The organism is Chryseomicrobium imtechense, assembly GCF_041475995.1.
Classification (GTDB): Bacteria; Bacillota; Bacilli; order Bacillales_A; family Planococcaceae; genus Chryseomicrobium; species Chryseomicrobium aureum.
The window spans coordinates 64,152-80,335 of sequence record NZ_JBGOBM010000002.1; the positions used below are offsets into that span (position 1 = coordinate 64,152).

The 16,184-nt window shown below is 44.0% G+C and carries 16 protein-coding genes and 1 tRNA gene; all 17 read left to right on the forward strand.

The genetic code is table 11. The features are described from left to right. The first annotated feature begins 3 nt into the window (after positions 1-3). The 17 genes from sdhB to AB5N96_RS02045 all read left to right on the forward strand — a co-directional run bounded on the left by sdhB (position 4) and on the right by AB5N96_RS02045 (position 16,181). The gene (gene sdhB, locus AB5N96_RS01965) at positions 4-783 is read left to right on the forward strand and encodes a succinate dehydrogenase iron-sulfur subunit (RefSeq protein WP_499704503.1); all 780 of its coding nucleotides are present in this window, start codon (positions 4-6) and stop codon (positions 781-783) included. Positions 784-976: 193 nt separating this feature from the next. Then, positions 977-1,423: an acyl-CoA thioesterase gene (locus AB5N96_RS01970; RefSeq protein ID WP_499704504.1), complete on the forward strand. Its 447-nt coding sequence runs from the start codon at positions 977-979 to the stop codon at positions 1,421-1,423. A 57-nt stretch (positions 1,424-1,480) separates the two neighbouring features. Beyond that, on the forward strand, positions 1,481-1,693 hold the full coding sequence (locus tag AB5N96_RS01975; RefSeq protein WP_499704505.1) for a helix-turn-helix domain-containing protein: 213 nt from the start codon (positions 1,481-1,483) through the stop codon (positions 1,691-1,693). Positions 1,694-1,771: 78 nt separating this feature from the next. Next, positions 1,772-2,230: a MarR family winged helix-turn-helix transcriptional regulator gene (locus AB5N96_RS01980; RefSeq protein ID WP_204590354.1), complete on the forward strand. Its 459-nt coding sequence runs from the start codon at positions 1,772-1,774 to the stop codon at positions 2,228-2,230. Positions 2,231-2,247: 17 nt separating this feature from the next. Next, complete coding sequence (gene racE, locus AB5N96_RS01985) at positions 2,248-3,042, forward strand: glutamate racemase (protein WP_338032454.1); 795 nt, start codon at positions 2,248-2,250, stop codon at positions 3,040-3,042. 53 nt (positions 3,043-3,095) lie between these two features. Beyond that, positions 3,096-3,851, forward strand: coding sequence for a ribonuclease PH (rph, locus tag AB5N96_RS01990; RefSeq protein ID WP_499704507.1), 756 nt, complete (start codon positions 3,096-3,098; stop codon positions 3,849-3,851). Continuing rightward, entirely contained in the window at positions 3,851-4,444 is a 594-nt protein-coding gene (locus AB5N96_RS01995) for an XTP/dITP diphosphatase (protein WP_499704508.1), read from the forward strand. The genes rph and AB5N96_RS01995 overlap by 1 nt, the downstream gene beginning before the upstream one ends. An 84-nt stretch (positions 4,445-4,528) precedes the next feature. Further along, positions 4,529-4,602 (forward strand) — tRNA-Arg (locus AB5N96_RS02000). Between the two features lie 94 nt (positions 4,603-4,696). Continuing rightward, complete coding sequence (locus tag AB5N96_RS02005) at positions 4,697-5,692, forward strand: hypothetical protein (RefSeq protein ID WP_499704509.1); 996 nt, start codon at positions 4,697-4,699, stop codon at positions 5,690-5,692. A 97-nt stretch (positions 5,693-5,789) separates the two neighbouring features. Continuing rightward, positions 5,790-7,073 (forward strand): trigger factor, encoded by a 1,284-nt coding sequence (gene tig / locus AB5N96_RS02010; protein ID WP_499704510.1) that lies wholly within the window; start codon positions 5,790-5,792, stop codon positions 7,071-7,073. Positions 7,074-7,190: 117 nt separating this feature from the next. Beyond that, positions 7,191-8,456, forward strand: coding sequence for an ATP-dependent protease ATP-binding subunit ClpX (gene clpX, locus AB5N96_RS02015; protein ID WP_204590359.1), 1,266 nt, complete (start codon positions 7,191-7,193; stop codon positions 8,454-8,456). A gap of 309 nt (positions 8,457-8,765) precedes the next feature. Next, the gene (gene lon / locus AB5N96_RS02020) at positions 8,766-11,096 is read left to right on the forward strand and encodes an endopeptidase La (protein WP_499704511.1); all 2,331 of its coding nucleotides are present in this window, start codon (positions 8,766-8,768) and stop codon (positions 11,094-11,096) included. Then, positions 11,086-11,679 (forward strand): ribosome biogenesis GTP-binding protein YihA/YsxC, encoded by a 594-nt coding sequence (gene yihA, locus AB5N96_RS02025; protein ID WP_204590361.1) that lies wholly within the window; start codon positions 11,086-11,088, stop codon positions 11,677-11,679. The genes lon and yihA overlap by 11 nt, the downstream gene beginning before the upstream one ends. Before the next feature lie 570 nt (positions 11,680-12,249). Beyond that, the gene (gene hemA / locus AB5N96_RS02030; protein ID WP_499704512.1) at positions 12,250-13,614 is read left to right on the forward strand and encodes a glutamyl-tRNA reductase; all 1,365 of its coding nucleotides are present in this window, start codon (positions 12,250-12,252) and stop codon (positions 13,612-13,614) included. Between the two features lie 94 nt (positions 13,615-13,708). Further along, the gene (gene ccsA, locus AB5N96_RS02035; RefSeq protein WP_499704513.1) at positions 13,709-14,536 is read left to right on the forward strand and encodes a cytochrome c biogenesis protein CcsA; all 828 of its coding nucleotides are present in this window, start codon (positions 13,709-13,711) and stop codon (positions 14,534-14,536) included. A gap of 18 nt (positions 14,537-14,554) precedes the next feature. Beyond that, entirely contained in the window at positions 14,555-15,484 is a 930-nt protein-coding gene (gene hemC / locus AB5N96_RS02040) for a hydroxymethylbilane synthase (RefSeq protein ID WP_499704514.1), read from the forward strand. Next, positions 15,477-16,181, forward strand: a complete 705-nt coding sequence (locus AB5N96_RS02045) for a uroporphyrinogen-III synthase (protein ID WP_499704515.1) — start codon at positions 15,477-15,479, stop codon at positions 16,179-16,181. Before hemC ends, AB5N96_RS02045 begins: the two co-directional genes overlap by 8 nt. Positions 16,182-16,184: the final 3 nt, after the last annotated feature.

The window sequence follows — 16,184 nt, forward strand, 5'->3', positions numbered from 1 at the left end:
TCAATGGTGACAGCAACTGAAGCAAAGAAAATTACTATTGAAATTCAGCGTCAAGATACACCTGACTCGAAACCTTATTTCGAAGCCTTTGAAGTCAATTACCGTCCAAATATGAACGTGATTTCTGCACTTATGGAAATTCGTCAAAACCCAGTCAATAAAGACGGAAAAGCAACGAAGCCTGTAACATGGGATATGAACTGTCTAGAGGAAGTTTGTGGAGCGTGTTCAATGGTGATCAACGGTCGTCCGATGCAGTCATGTTCGGCACTAGTTGATAAATTAGAGCATCCAATTAGACTTGAGCCAATGCGTACATTCCCAGTCGTTCGTGACCTTCAAGTTGACCGCACGCGCATGTTTGATTCATTAAAACGTGTGAAAGCATGGGTTCCAATTGATGGTTCATACGATCTTGGTGAAGGTCCACGTATGCCTGAGCGTAAGCGTCAATGGGCATATGAGCTTTCAAAATGTATGACATGTGGAGTTTGTCTAGAAGCGTGTCCAAACGTGAACGACAAATCAAACTTCATGGGTCCAGCACCACTTTCACAAGTTCGTCTATTCAATGCGCATCCAACAGGTTCTATGAACAAAGATGAGCGTTTGAATGCAATCATGGGCGAAGGGGGTATCGCAAACTGCGGTAACTCACAAAACTGTGTAGTGGCGTGTCCAAAAGGTATTCCATTAACAACATCTATCGCTGCTCTTAACCGTGACACAACGGTTCAAATGTTCCGTAACTTCTTCGGTTCGGATCACATGGTGGATAACTAAGATTTAGATGTGAAGGACGCCCCTGTTACTTGAAAAAGTAACAGGGGTTTTTTCTGTCTGCCAACGCGGTGCCTGTCACCATTTACCATCAGTTCCCATTTGGTGCCTGTCACCCTATAAAGTATCTTCCTTCGCAACCCGAACTATGCTATACTATTGACTGAATAGTCATTCATTTTAAGGGGGAGAACGAATGAGAGCTAGCTACATCCAAGATGTCGAGGCATGGCGCGACGAATTTCAATTTTATTCTGAAGTAAGTGTTCGGTTTAGTGAGACCGATATGTATGGACACTTGAACAACACTGTGAACTTTGCGTATGTTGAATATGCGCGAATTGAATTTTTTAAACACATTCAATTAATGAACGACTGGTTAGATCCAAAAGGGGAAACAATACCAGTTGTGGCGGATCTCCAATGTGACTTCGTGAAACAAGTCTACTTTGATGAAAAACTCCGCATTTATGTAAAAGCAAATTCAGTGGGTACATCTTCTATGGACGTGCATTACATGATGGTCAACGAAAAAAATGAAATAACAGCAACAGGGCGAGGGACAATCGTACAAATTCATCGCCTTACTGGAAAACCAGTTGCTTGGTCAGAAGATACAAAAAAACAATTGCAACATGCGTAAATGGCACGCCTCTTCGTACTTATTCATATCGTATGGATAGACACGGGGAGGGATTTTTTGTTTCAATCCAATTATTTCATTTTGACGAAACGTGAGCAGGACGTATTCCAGCTTTTGCTTGCGGGGCTTTCTACAAAAGAAGTGGCTGCGACACTGGACATTCGACAGAAGACGGTGCGGAATCAGATCTCAAATGCGATACAAAAATTAGGTGTTTCCGGGCGAAAAGCAGCACTTGAAGAACTAGTACGATTAGGGGAAATTCAGTAAAGCACGACAGACTCTTGTAATTTCACGCAGAAGACGTCACAATAAGTACTACAAGGATATGCAAAAGCGAGGGATTTGATGACGAACGAACAGAATAGTCCGGTACAACACGATGCAGATCGCGTGGCCGTGCTCGAAAAAGAATTACGCTATATTTCGGGTGTAATTAAACAAAAAGGTAGACAAATATTAAATTCGTACACAATTACACCGCCCCAATTTATTGCCCTACAATGGTTGCACGAATCAGGAGACATGACGATTGGTGATTTATCGACTAAAATGTATTTAGCTTTCAGTACGACGACGGATCTAGTCGACCGCATGGAAGCGAATCATCTTGTTCAGCGTGTACGTGACGAATCCGATCGTCGCGTTGTCCGTATACACCTTCTATCAGAAGGAGAGCGCATCATTGAAGAAGTCATCAACAAGCGCCGTGCGTATTTAACAGCTGAACTTGAAACGTTCACAAAGCAAGAAGTCGAGCAATTGACAGAACTGCTTCACAAATTACACAAAGAAATGAAAAAGTAAAGAACTGAGGAATTCGTGTGGATCGTCCGATTGGTATTCTCGATTCAGGTGTCGGCGGCTTAACTGTTGCAAAAGAAATTATGCGCCTGTTACCGAACGAACAAATTATATATGTAGGAGATACGGCGCGATGTCCGTATGGTCCGCGTAGCCCGCAAGAAGTCCGGAAATTCACCTGGCAGATTTCACTGGCTCTGCAGAAGATGGATGTCAAAATGCTGATCATTGCTTGCAATACAGCAACAGCTGTGGCATTAAACTCTCTGAGCCGCCAGATGCCATTTCCTGTGCTTGGCGTTATTTTCCCTGGTGCACGCGCTGCCTCTAAAGCGACGCGCAATCATAAAGTTGTCGTACTGGGGACAGTAGGCACAGTGAAAAGTGGAGCGTATGAGTATGCAGTCGCTGCTCTGAGTTCTTCGAGTCAAGTGGAAGCGCTGGCTTGTCCAACGTTCGTTCCCCTTGTAGAAAGTAATGAATATGACGGGGAATTTGCGCACAAGATGGTAGAAGAAGCGCTCACCCCTTTAAAAGGGAAAGACTTCGATACAATCATTTTAGGCTGCACGCACTACCCGTTGCTACAATCTCACATTGAGAATGTAGTGGGAGATCATGTGCATGTCGTCTCTTCTGCCCAAGAGACAGCGAGCGATGTACGCGATTACTTAGATTTTCATAACCAACACAATACTAAACCCGGGAAAAAGCCGCCAATTTTTTATGCGACTGGCTCAATCCCGATGTTCAAGGATATTGCGGAGCGTTGGCTCGAACTCGACGCTGCGGATGTTCGACGAATTCAATTTTGACCCTCGACAGGATTTCCTGCAGAGGGTCTTTCTACGACAGAAAGGATGATAGAATGCGACATGATGAACGTACACCACAGGCAATTCGCCCTGTAACGATTGAAAAAGATTTTATTACACACCCAGAAGGTTCGGTTCTTATAACAGTTGGAGGAACGCGTGTCATTTGTAACGCAACGATTGAAGAGAAAGTTCCTCCATTTTTACGCGGGCAAGGAAAGGGGTGGGTCACTGCTGAATACTCGATGCTTCCACGCGCGACGCACAGCAGGTCTCCTCGTGAAGCGGCCAAAGGGAAAATCGGTGGTCGTACGATGGAAATTCAACGTCTAATTGGTCGAGCGCTGCGCTCAGTAGTCGATCTTGAAGCATTAGGGGAACGCACGATTTGGGTGGATTGTGACGTCATTCAAGCGGATGGCGGAACACGAACAGCTTCCATCACAGGTGCTTTTGTTGCGATAACACTTGCTATTGGTCGACTGGTTGAAGAAAAACAACTTCCTGTATTTCCAATTAAAGACTTCTTAGCTGCTGTTAGCGTCGGAGTCTTAGAAGACGGAGCAGTTGCGGATCTAGATTATGTAGAAGATTATGCAGCGCACGTCGATATGAATCTAGTGATGACTGGAAAAGGTGAGTTCGTCGAGATTCAAGGAACGGGCGAGGAAGCAACGTTCACTCGTCAGCAATTGAACGAGCTTCTAGAACTTGGAGAAGGTGCGATTCGTGAATTGATTCAAATTCAAAAAGAAACACTTGGCGCACTTGCGGATGAAGTGGGGAACGAAGCAGGAGGTCTTATGTAATGAAAGAGATTTTAATTGCTACAAAAAATAAGGGAAAAGCCAAAGATTTCGAATCGATTTTTGGTCCTCTTGGCTATACTGTCAAAACACTGGACGATGTCGCGTCACATCTAGATGTGGAAGAGACAGGTTCGACGTTTGAAGAAAACGCGATTTTAAAAGCAGAGGCACTTGCAAATGAACTAAACACAATTGTGATTGCAGATGATAGTGGGTTAGAGGTCGATGCATTAAATGGGGAACCTGGCATCTATTCGGCTCGCTATGCGGGTGTTGCCAAAAGTGATGAGGCCAACATGGATAAACTCCTTGAGAATTTGCAAGGGGTGGAAGGTGCAGCACGTTCCGCACGATTCGTCTGTGCTATTGCGTTAGCGACTCCTGGCGAAGCGACGAAGACGTATCGCGGGACATGTGAAGGCGAAATTGCGACAGAACGCAAAGGAGAATTTGGGTTCGGATATGACCCAATTTTCTGGGTGCCGAATCAGCAAAAGATGATGGCGGAATTGCGTCCGGAAGAAAAGGCGGCAATTTCTCATCGCGGTGCAGCGATTGAGAAGTTACGCGCGGACTGGGATGGCCTAAATTAATTTTCCTGAAATACCATTGACTTTGATTCTAGGGATATCTATAATGAGAAATGTCTTTCCTGTCTGTGGATAGGAAAGTACTTTGACCCTGTAGCTCAGCAGGATAGAGCAACGGCCTTCTAAGCCGTCGGTCGGGGGTTCGAATCCCTCCAGGGTCGTAATTTACTTGTAAGCCTTCTTCTTTCTACATTACAATAGAAAGAAGAAGGCTTTTTATTTACAGAACGTAAACTGCAGGAAGCAGGTGAGCTCATGAAAAAACAAAAACCAGAACGCCGTGGCAACATGATCATCTTCCCAGGCGCCCTCACCACCCAAATCGACAAAGCACTTCGCGCAGCGGACCGGCACGATTTCATGGAAGCTGTTCGTCAATTCGAGACGGCCGCAGAACTCGGGACACTTGAGCCGGAAGCACAACTCATCTATGCATACTCCCTTTACGAAATTCGAGAATTCGAAAAGTCACTTGTACTATGTGACACATTGCTCCATGAAGGATTCGATCAATACGAAGAACTTATGGACCTTTACGTGACATTGCTCGTGGAACTGCGCCGCTTTGAAGAGGCCGATGCACTGATCGCTACACTCATTGAAGAACGCGTATTGTCACCGGAGCGAAAAGAAAAGTGGCTCCATCTTCGTGATCTGAGCGGACGACTAGCCGCGAATGCAGAAACTAAAGAAGTGCCGGAGCCACTTGCAGAGCTCAAACAACACGAATACGACCCTGAGACATTTTTTATGCAGCCGCTCGCTGTTCAATACCAGCGTCTCCTTGCAGCATTTGAAGGGGATTGTCAAAAACTTGAGCTTGAATGGAAACAAATTGTGGAACACGAATCTGTTCATCCAGTCATCCAGACACTTGCACTTCTGCTGCTCATCTCTTCAGATAGTCAAAAAACGATTCGAGTGAAAAAATTCAACTGGGATCAGCCTTGGATTCCTGCAGCTCTGGATGAACCGTTTGAAAACAGTCGATTCACGCAACTCGTGTCGAAAATTGAAGAACGTCTTGAAAATGAGCCAACAGCTTACTTGCTGATTCGTGACACATTTCAACATCATTGTTACTTACAATACCCGTATGTGTGGAACGGTTTTTCGGATGAAGAAGTGGTCGACGGGTATACGCTGTATTTTGAAGAACTCCTCCAAGGTGAAACGAATAAAGCGGATCATCGCGTACTGCGCATGATTCATAAGATTGACCAGCTCTATGCTCTACTAGAAATACAATAGGTTGAAAGTGCCGTGAACTATGGTATAATGTACAAGTTGTCAATACATTTATTAATGGATTAGTCAAAAATGAAACCAATTGTTGGAGGTCGAATACATGTCTACGAAATGGGAAAAACAAGAAGGAAACGAAGGCGTATTAACGTTTGAAGTTTCTGCAGAAGAATTCAAGAAAGCTATCGACGAAGCGTTCAAAAAAGTCGTAAAAAACATCAACGAGCCAGGATTCCGCAAAGGAAAAATGCCACGTCAAATGTTCAATAAAAAATATGGTGAAGAAGCACTTTACCAAGATGCTATCGACATCGTGCTTCCAGAAGCTTACACGAAAGCACTTGATGAGTCAGGAATCGATCCAGTTGATCGTCCAGAAATCGACATCGAGTCAATCGAAAAAGGCGAGCCAGTTGTTTTCACAGCTAAAGTAACAGTAAAGCCTGAAGTTAAATTAGGTGAATACAAAGGTCTTGAAGTGTCTAAACTAGACGAGACAGTTACAGAAGAAGAAATCAACGAGCAACTGTCTAACCACCAAGCGCGTCTTGCTGAAATGTCAGTAAAAGAAGACGAAATCGTTGAAGGCGATACAGCGACAATCGATTTCGAAGGATTTGTTGGCGAAGAAGCATTCGAAGGCGGTAAAGGTGAAGACTACGATCTAGAAATCGGATCAAACACATTCATCCCTGGCTTTGAAGAGCAATTAATTGGTTCTAAAACTGGCGACTCTAAGGATGTTGTTGTAACATTCCCAGAAGAGTACCACGCTGCTGAACTAGCTGGTAAAGAAGCGACTTTCAAAGTAACAGTAAAAGAAGTTAAAGGAAAAGTACTTCCTGAATTAAACGATGACTTCGCAAAAGAAGTTGATGAAAATGTAGAAGGTCTTGATGCACTTCGCACAAAGTTAACAGAACAAACAACAGAAGAGAAAAAACAAACGGCTGCACAAGCACTTCGTGACGACCTAGTGGAAAAAGCGGCTGCAAATGCAGAAGTGGACATCCCAGAAGCAATGGTAACTTCAGAAGTTGACCGCATGCTTCAAGAGTTTGGCCAACGCCTATCTCAACAAGGTATGAACTTGGATCTTTACTACCAGTTCTCTGGTCAAGACGAAGACGCACTACGTGCACAAATGAAAGAAGATGCTGAAAGCCGCGTGCGTGTATCTCTTACATTAGAAGCAATCGCTGCTGCTGAAGGCATTGAAGTTACAGAAGAAGACATCACTGCAGAGCTTGAAAAAATGACAGCTCAATTTGGTATGTCAGTTGACCAAATCAAAACTGCTCTTGGCGGAACTGCTATCTTAGAAAACGATATCCGTTTCCAAAAAACAGTTGAGTTCTTAGTAGACAACGCGAAAGTAACTGAATAAGATACCATTTACGGAACAAGGTGCAGATGATTCTGTACCTTGTTCTTTACATAATCATTTCATTTGCTATACATACCATAATCTTGTAAACTAAATCTCTGAATAGGGGTGAGTACAGTGTTCAAATTTAATGATGAAAAAGGGAACCTAAAGTGTTCATTCTGCGGCAAACCTCAAGAGCAGGTACGCAAACTTGTAGCTGGCCCTGGAGTATATATTTGTGACGAATGTATCGATCTTTGCTCTGAGATTGTAGAGGAAGAACTAGGAACAGAAGAAGAAGTAGAATACCGTGAAGTTCCAAAACCACGCGAGATTCAAGGAATTCTCGATGAATATGTTATTGGACAAGAGCGTGCGAAAAAAGCGCTAGCTGTTGCCGTTTATAACCATTACAAACGTATCAATTCAAACAGCGTCATTGACGAAGTGGAATTGTCAAAATCGAATATCGTTTTGATTGGACCTACAGGAAGCGGGAAAACTCTTCTTGCTCAAACATTGGCACGTATCCTAAACGTACCATTTGCTATTGCAGATGCGACGTCACTTACTGAAGCGGGTTATGTTGGGGAAGACGTAGAAAATATCCTTCTAAAATTGATTCAATCAGCGGATTACGATATTGAACGTGCTGAAAAAGGAATCATTTATATTGATGAAATCGATAAAGTAGCGCGTAAATCTGAAAACCCATCGATTACACGGGATGTTTCCGGTGAGGGAGTGCAACAAGCGCTTCTTAAAATTCTAGAAGGAACAACTGCGAGCGTGCCACCACAAGGCGGTCGTAAGCATCCTCATCAAGAATTTTTACAAATCGATACTACGAACATCTTGTTCATCGTCGGTGGTGCATTTGATGGAATCGAATCCATTATCAAACGCCGCATGGGCGAAAAAGTCATCGGATTTGGTTCGGATCCAAATAAAAAAGACCCAGAAGCAGATAGCTTAATGGCAAATCTGATTCCGGAGGACTTATTAAAGTTTGGTCTGATTCCAGAATTCATCGGTCGTTTGCCGGTGTTAGCAAGCTTAGAGACGTTAAATGTGGACGCACTCGTTCAAATCTTAACGGAACCTAAGAATGCGCTCGTCAAACAATACGAAAAAATGATGGAGCTTGATGGCGTCAAATTGACGTTTGAAACGGACGCTCTTTCGGAGATCTCAAAACTTGCGATCGAACGTAAAACAGGAGCACGTGGACTTCGTTCAATTATCGAAAATATCATGTTGGACGTCATGTTCGATCTTCCTTCTCGTGAAGACATCGTAGAATGTGTCATCACAAAAGAGACAATAACGGAAGGCACTCCGCCAAAGTTATTAAAAGAAGACGGTACTGAGTTCCAAAATGATACGAAGACGTCTGCTTAACAGCGAACATCCAGCTGGCTTTCCGTTAGCTCAACTTTGAGCTAATAGAAGGTCGGCTTTTTTTGTTCTAGATGTGTAGAACGCCGCTCTAGAAATTCCGAGGAAATCCGGCGTGCCCGTGAAGGCGCTTTTCAGACTTTGCGGGTGCGACGGATTCCGGAGTGTGTTTCTGGCGTTCGGAACTCGATTACTCAAAATGTATAGAACGCGGTTTATGCAAACAAAAAGCATGTCTTTAGGGATATTTCCCCACTATCGAGTATACTAAATGAACAAGCTGGTCATTAGACCATGAAAGGTGGACGAAAGATGACCTCTCAAGAAACAACACGCTACCCAATACTTCCTTTACGAGGACTTCTCGTATTCCCAACATTAACCCTACATATCGATGTGGGTCGTAAAAAATCAATGGCAGCACTCCAAGCTGCGATGAAACAAGACGAGAAAATCGTCCTCATTGCACAAAAGGATATGGAACTAGACAATCCGGGACAAGACGATCTATACGACGTCGGCGTTCTTGTGCATATTCGTCAACTGATGAAACTTCCGAACGGAACGATGCGCGTCCAAGTCGAAGGTCTTGAGCGAGCTGTGGTGGAATCTTATGAAGATGCAAAAGAGTTCGATCATGTAGTCGTTTCAACAATCACTGAATCGAAGCAGCCATCTCCAGAACAGGAAGCATTGATGCGAACATTGCACGCAGGCTTCACGAAGTTCAGTAAGCTATCCAAACAAGTATCCGAGGACTCAGCTCGTGCTGCAACAGAAATCAACGAACCAGGTCGTTTGGCGGATACTGTGGCGACACATCTTCCACTTCGAATCACAGCCAAACAAGAGGTCCTCGAAACGCTTGATGTGACAGAGCGATTGATGTATTTGATTGAAAAGCTCGAAAATGAAAAAGAAATTCTGGATTTAGAAAAGAAAATTCAAATTCGAGTAAAAAAAGCGATGGAGCAAACGCAAAAAGAGTTTTATCTTCGCGAGCAGATGAAAGCCATTCAATCAGAGCTTGGTGATAAAGACGGCAAGACAGGTGAAGTGTCTGACTTACGCAAGAAGATTGAATCCACTGGCTTCCCTGAAGCGACGATGAAAAACGTGTTAAAAGAACTGGATCGTTTTGAACGTATCCCGGCTCAGTCACCAGAGAGCGGAGTCATTCGCAACTATTTGGACTGGATGACTTCACTTCCATGGACGACGAAGACCGAAGATCAACTCGATATTCACCGTTCTCAAGAAATTTTAGATCGTGACCACGATGGCCTTGAGAAAGTAAAAGAACGGATTTTAGAGTATCTGGCTGTTCGTCAACTTACAAAATCACTCCGTGGACCTATCCTTTGTTTAGTGGGGCCGCCTGGAGTCGGGAAGACGTCACTAGCTAAATCGATTGCAGAGTCGCTTGACCGGAAATTTGTCCGTGTCGCACTAGGTGGCGTGCGCGATGAATCAGAAATTCGTGGACACCGCCGCACGTATATTGGGGCCATGCCAGGACGAATTATTCAAGGAATGAAAAAAGCAGGCACAATCAACCCGGTGTTCTTACTCGATGAAATTGACAAGATGAGCAATGATTTCCGAGGCGACCCGTCGTCTGCGATGCTTGAAGTACTGGACCCGGAGCAAAACAACTCGTTCAGCGATCACTATATCGAAGAGTCTTACAACTTATCAAATGTATTATTCATCGCTACAGCGAACGATTTATCTTCCATTCCAGGTCCTCTACGTGACCGTATGGAAGTGATTTCGTTAGCCGGTTACACAGAAATGGAAAAAGTCGATATTGCAGAGCATCACTTGCTTCCGAAGCAAATGAAAGAGCACGGTCTGACAAAATCGAAGATCTCGATCAAGCGCGATGTACTGCTTGATGTCGTGCGTTATTATACGCGAGAAGCAGGCGTTCGTTCACTTGAGCGTACAATCGCAGGGATCTGCCGAAAAGCGGCTCTCCAAATCGTTAAAGGTGAAAAGAAAAAAGTTACCGTGACTCCGAAGAACTTGGATTATTTCCTGGGCAAGCGCAAGTTCCGACATGGCCAGGCTGAATTGTCGAATCAGGTCGGTGCAGCGACAGGCCTTGCTTACACGTCTGTTGGTGGAGACACGCTTCAAATTGAAGTGTCATTATCAGCCGGAAAAGGCAAACTGCAACTAACAGGAAAACTTGGCGACGTCATGAAAGAGTCTGCGCAAACTGCTCTTTCCTATGTACGCTCAAATGCTGAATCGTTAGGGATTGCTACCGATTTCCATGAGAAATATGATATCCATATCCACGTACCGGAAGGCGCTGTTCCAAAAGATGGCCCATCGGCTGGTATTACGATCACCACTGCACTTGTATCCGCACTAACAGGCCGTCCTGTGAAGCGCGAAGTCGGGATGACAGGTGAAGTAACATTACGTGGTCGAGTCTTACCAATTGGTGGACTAAAAGAAAAAACATTGAGTGCGCATCGTGCCGGTATTGATACAATTATCATACCGAAAGACAATGTACCGGATATGGACGACATTCCGGAAAGCATTCGCGAAGAGTTGACTTTCCATCCAGTTTCACAGGTGGAGGAAGTATTGGCCATCGCACTAGAGGAGAGTAATTATGCAAATTAATAATATTGAGTTATTGATCAGCGCAGTGCGCCCGGAACAGTACCCTGAAACGGGATTACCGGAAATCGCACTTGCAGGTCGATCAAATGTAGGAAAATCATCGTTTATCAATCGTATGATTGGGCGTAAAAGTATGGCCCGTATTTCATCTAAGCCAGGAAAGACACAAACTTTGAACTTCTACAAAATCGAAGAACAATTAGTGTTTGTCGACGTCCCGGGCTACGGGTACGCAAAAGTTTCAAAAACTGAGCGTGCTGCTTGGGGAAAAATGATCGAGACGTACTTCACGTCACGTGAATCTTTAAAATCGGTTGTCTTAATCGTGGATTTACGTCATCCGCCAACAAACGATGATACTATGATGTATGACTTTTTAAAGCATTACGCTATCCCATGTATCATTGTCGCAACAAAGTCCGACAAGATTCCAAAAGGCAAATGGGAGAAGCATAAAAAAATCGTCAAAGAAACACTCGACATGGATCCTTCTGACCCACTCGTGTTGTTTTCATCTGAGACAGGAAAAGGCCACGACGAAGCTTGGACTGAAATCCGTAAAGCAATCGGTGAAGAAAACTAATAGTTCAAACCCGCTGACATTATGTTGGCGGGTTTTTTTAGGTACTTTTTTTAGGTACCTGTCCCAAACACTATTCTGACATTCACGACTATTCAATAGATATGCATCCTGAACCCGCATTGCTACATTCGATGGTAAATATTTATAAATTGTGTTGGAATTGTTTGGGGTCCAGGTACCTTTTGGGAACAGCTGGTAATTAACAGTTGACTACTATATAAGTTGAGTGGAAAGAAGGGGTTGACTCCAGTGGGATCAAAGTCTGTCGTGAGATCCCGCAGGAGCTTGCGACGAGGAAGCTCACGCAGCGCCCACGGAAAGCAGCCCCGTAATGGAACTCAAGGCTTTCTTTTCAGTCGGCTCCACATCTAAAAGAAGGAATAATCTGAATAAGGTAGCATCATTGTAAGGCTCGACACAATTTGGTAGACTATATTTAGAATCATTCTAATGTAGAACGTAATCCAGTGTAGGACTTTCATACACTGTTCACAAATGTCGAAGTACGCTGTCCTACACCTGTGCTATACTAGGACTAGTGAAATGGACGTATAAAGGAGATATGACGCAATGAACACTCTCGTGGTCGGTGTCAATTACCGAACAGCGCCAGTGGAGATTCGTGAAAAGCTTTCATTTATTGAAGCGGAACTTCCGAATGCCATGGAAGCGTTGCAAGAGCAAAAAAGCATACTCGAAAATGTAATTGTCTCAACGTGTAACCGTACAGAAGTCTATGCAACTGTCGATCAGCTACACACAGGCAAATACTATATAAAGCAATTCCTAGCAGCGTGGTTTGATCTTAGTATTGATGAGATCTCACGCTATGTGTTTGTCAAAGAAGAAGACGACGCAAAAAAACACCTATTTAAAGTGTCTGCTGGTATTGACTCGATGGTTCTTGGCGAAACGCAAATTCTCGGCCAAGTCAAAAAGAGTTTCTTATCTGGACAACAACACGGCACAACAGGTACAGTGTTCAATCAGCTGTTCAAACAAGCTGTGACGTTTGCAAAACGTGCGCATGCTGAAACCGCGATTGGCGAAAATGCAGTGTCTGTTTCGTACGCGGCTGTTGAGCTTGGCAAAAAAATCTTCGGTTCGTTAAGAAACAAGCACATTGTCATTTTAGGTGCAGGGAAGATGGGCGAACTAGCTATTCAGAATCTCCACGGTTCTGGTGCTGGAAAAGTCACGGTCATCAACCGTACATTTGAAAAAGCGGAACTGCTTGCAGCGAAATTTGATGGAAAAGCAAAGCCACTGGATGAACTGCAATGTACGTTACTTGAAGCAGATATCTTGATCAGTTCGACAGGATCTTCGACATACGTCATTGACTTCGAACTGATGCAATTTGTAGATAAACTTCGTAAAGGGAAGCCTTTATTCATGGTCGATATCGCGGTACCACGCGATTTAGATCCGAAAATCGGGGATCTTCCGAACGTATTCTTGTATGACATCGATGATTTACAAGGCATCGTAGAAGCAAACCTTGCAGAACGAAAACGTGCAGCAGCGCGCATTGAAGATATGATTGAAACTGAAGTGACGACATTCAATGACTGGATTGCGACGCTTGGTGTTGTTCCTGTAATTTCTGCACTACGTAAAAAAGCAAGCACGATTCAACAAGAGACAATGGCATCGATTGAAAACAAAATGCCAGAACTAACAGAACGTGAGCGTAAAATTTTAAACAAACATACAAAATCCATTATCAATCAGCTATTGAAGGAACCGATCCTTCAAGCAAAAGAGCTCTCGACGAGTCCGGATGCCGCGAAACAACTTGCGATGTTCCAGCAAATCTTTGGCATTGAAGAAGAGGTCAAAGACGAAGTGCAACTCGCGCAACAAAAAGCGAAAACAGTGAAAGCGCCGACTACAAAAGAAGCGCAAGCACTGCGCGGTGAATACTCGTTTTAAAGACTGAAAAGGCGTTTCTCCAATCTATTTGTGGCATAATAGATGATAGAGAAATGCCTTTTTTCAGTTTCAATTTCAGCAGAGGATGATTTCAATGAATGAGTTATGGATGCTACGGCTGCAAGAAATCATCGTAATCATGATTGCTGTCAGTCTCGTGTTTTATGTGATTGATTTCTTGAAAAAGAATACACGCATGAACCGCATCGGGACGTCTCTACTCATCACCGGTTGGGCGGTCCAGACGTTGCTCTTGCTGTATTTATTGATTGGTGACAACCGCTTTCCGATTTTATCACTTGAGGAAGGCTTCTATTTTTATGCATGGTTACTCTTAGGACTGACGATAGCGCTAAAAGTGTTTTGGAAACTCGACATCCCTGCCTTATTGTTCAGTTGTCTCGGCTTTATCTTTCTCGTCATTCATACATTTGGCGCAGGGCGAATTTCCGGCGGGGAAGTGTCTGCGTACTTAATCAATGAACTATTGATTATTCATATCACGTTTGCAATTCTTGCCTATGTGGCATTTTCCGTGTCCTTTGTATTCTCGATTTTGTATTTGGTTTTGCACCGGATGTTGAAACAGAAAAAATGGAATGCACAGTTTACGCGCCTTCCATCTTTGTCACAAGCTGAATCGATGATGACCTATTCGATTTTAGCCGGTATTCCTTTATTATTTGTCAGCTTATTGTTAGGCTTAGAATGGGGCTATATTGCTATAGTCGGATTCAACTGGTTCGATTCTAAAATCGTGACCTCGTTCGTCCTTCTCATCGTGTATCTGATCGTCTTTATTGTACGAGAACGACCACGTGTGATTGGAACGACCTATGCATGGATCCATATCTATGCGTTCTTATTTGTACTCATTAATTTTTTCCTCGGAAGCTCGTTTTCCGAATTTCACTTATGGTAACTAGAAAGGTTGAGAGATATGCGTAAAATTATCGTCGGTTCACGCCGCAGTAAACTCGCTCTTTGGCAAACAAATTGGTTCATCGAGCAGATGAAAAATTCAGGAGCTCCGTTTGAGTTTGAAATCAAAGAAATCGTAACAAAAGGAGACCGAATTTTAGACGTCACCCTTTCAAAAGTCGGTGGTAAAGGATTGTTTGTGAAAGAAATTGAGCAAGCTTTATACGACAAAGAAATCGACTTCGCTGTACACAGCATGAAAGATATGCCGTCAGCCATGCCAGAAGGACTTGTCATCGGTTGTGTGCCGGACCGCGTGGATGAGCGGGATGCATTTATCTCGAACAATCATGTGAAGCTTGCAGACCTGCCAAAAGGTGCAGTTGTCGGAACGAGTAGTCTACGCCGTAGTGCACAGATCTTGTTGCAACGCCCAGACGTTGAAATCAAGTGGATTCGTGGAAATGTAGATACGCGCTTAGCGAAACTTGCAGCAGGTGAATATGATGCGATTATACTAGCAGCAGCTGGCTTGAAGCGTTTAGGCTGGAGCGAAAATACAGTAACGGAATATTTGGATGTCGAGACATGTATTCCGGCAGTTGGACAAGGCGCACTAGCAATCGAGTGTCGCGAAGACGATGCGGAATTACTCGAAGCGCTTGGCAAACTGACAGATGCAAACACGTGGAAGACAGTTGAAGCGGAGCGTGCATTCTTACACGCAATGGATGGTGGATGCCAAGTGCCAATCGCAGGACACGCGACGATCGATGGTGACACCATTACATTGACAGGTTTAGTAGCCGCACCAGATGCTTCGATTGTATATAAAGAAACAAAGACAGGTACAGATGCAGTAGCACTTGGAAAAGAAATTGCAGAGACCCTGACAAAAGAAGGGGCCTATGATTTGATTCAACGTGTTAAAGAACAGGCCGATGTCTGAACCGTTTATTGTAACCGGGCAGCTGCATGATGAGACTTTGCTGAAGACAATTGAACAAGCAGGGTTTCAATCTGTGCATCTCCCGTTGATTGAGACGCGACCGCTGACTCTTTCCGAGGTTGAAATCGCGCGCATTACAGCGTGCGACTGGATCCTCTTTACAAGTCAGACGGCTGTTCATGCGTTTTTTGACCAATTAGAAACGCCTTTCACCGGTAAGTTTGCCGTCGTCGGATCAAAGACAGAAAAAGCACTGCAATCCTATGGCTACGAAGCAAGCTTTAAACCATCAGTTTACAGTGCAGATGTATTTGTCGAAGAATGGAATGTAAGTCAACCCAATGATTGTCGTGTGGGATTTATAAAAGGCAATCTTGCAAAGCCGACAATCGAACATGGTCTTCATTCTAGTGTTGATTCTATCGTAGTATACGAGACGACTTCTGTTCCACAAAATGTTCTTACAATCAATGACTGGATCGCACAGCATCACCAAGTGACACTTGTCTTTGCGAGTCCTTCTGCAGTGCGTTCATACACACAAGCAGGAGGCGCCGTAACAGACAAAGTCATTTTCTGTGCCATCGGTCATATTACAAAAAAAGCGTTAGAAGACGCGGGAATGACTGTCCACGTGATGCCTGAGCGCTATACATTGGAAGACGTCGTGAACGCGCGTCTTCATTACAAGGAGTGAATG